The sequence below is a fragment of the Caulobacter radicis genome, from assembly GCF_003094615.1.
Lineage (GTDB): Bacteria > Pseudomonadota > Alphaproteobacteria > Caulobacterales > Caulobacteraceae > Caulobacter > Caulobacter radicis.
The window spans coordinates 1-1,309 of record NZ_QDKO01000047.1; the positions used below are offsets into that span (position 1 = coordinate 1).

Annotated in this window: 1 protein-coding gene; it reads left to right on the forward strand. The window is 69.0% G+C overall.

What is annotated here, in order from left to right; translation table 11 throughout:
* Nucleotide 1 precedes the first annotated feature (1 nt).
* The coding region (locus DDF62_RS25305; RefSeq protein ID WP_133244995.1) for a UDP-glucose dehydrogenase family protein at nucleotides 2–1,309 on the forward strand (1,308 nt) is incomplete at its 3' end.

Here is a 1,309-nt window from a genome sequence, read left to right on the forward strand (position 1 = left end):
CATGCGCGTAGCGATGATTGGCACGGGCTATGTGGGCCTGGTGTCCGGGGCGTGCTTTGCGGACTTCGGTCACGTGGTGACGTGCATCGACAAGGATCCGCGCAAGATCTCGCGGCTTCTGGCCGGCGAGATCCCGATCTACGAGCCGGGCCTGGACGACCTGGTCGCCCGGAATGTCCGTGAAGGCCGGCTGTCGTTCACGCTGGAAGGCGCCCAGGCGATCAAGGACGCCGACGCGGTGTTCATCGCCGTGGGCACGCCGACGCGTCGCGGCGACGGCCATGCCGACCTCTCCTACGTCTACGCCGCCGCCGAGGAGATCGCCGGCCTGATCGACGGCTTCACCGTCGTCGTCACCAAGTCGACCGTGCCGGTGGGCACCGGCGACGAGGTCGAGGCGATCATCAAGCGGGTCAATCCGGCCGCCCAGTTCGCCGTGGTCTCCAATCCGGAGTTCCTGCGCGAGGGCGCGGCCATCGAGGACTTCAAGCGCCCCGACCGCGTGGTGGTCGGCGCCGAGGACGAGCGGGCCCAGGCGGTGATGCGCGAGCTCTACCGCCCCTTGAGCCTCAACGAGACCCCGATCGTCTTCACCGGCCGCCGCACCAGCGAGCTGATCAAGTACGCGGCCAACGCCTTCCTGGCGATGAAGATCACCTTCATCAACGAGATGGCCGACCTGTGCGAAAAGGTCGGGGCCGACGTGCAGCAGGTGGCCAAGGGCATCGGCCTGGACAAGCGGATCGGCGCCAAGTTCCTCAACGCCGGCCCCGGCTATGGCGGCTCGTGCTTCCCCAAGGACACCATCGCCCTGGTCAAGACCGCCGCCGACTACGGCGCGCCGACCCGGCTGATCGAGACCACGGTCGAGGTCAACGCCGCCCGCAAGAAGGCCATGGCCGACAAGGTCGCCGCCGTGCTGGGCACCGAGGATCTCTCGGGCAAGACCGTCGGCGTGCTGGGCGTGACCTTCAAGCCCAACACCGACGACATGCGCGACGCCCCCAGCCTCGACATCCTGCCGGCGCTGCAGGCCAAGGGCGCCAAGGTGCGGGCTTTCGATCCCGAAGGCCGCCACGAGGCCGAGGGCCTGCTGCCGGGCGTGGAGTTCGTCGCCGGCCCCTACGAGGCCGCCGACCAGGCCGACGTGCTGCTGATCCTCACCGAGTGGGACCAGTTCCGCGCCCTCGACCTGGAACGCCTCAAGACCCTGCTGGCCGCCCCGGTCATCGTCGACCTGCGCAACGTCTACAAGCCGCATGAGATGGTCCGCCACGGCTTCACCTACGCCTCGGTGGGGCGCGGGGCG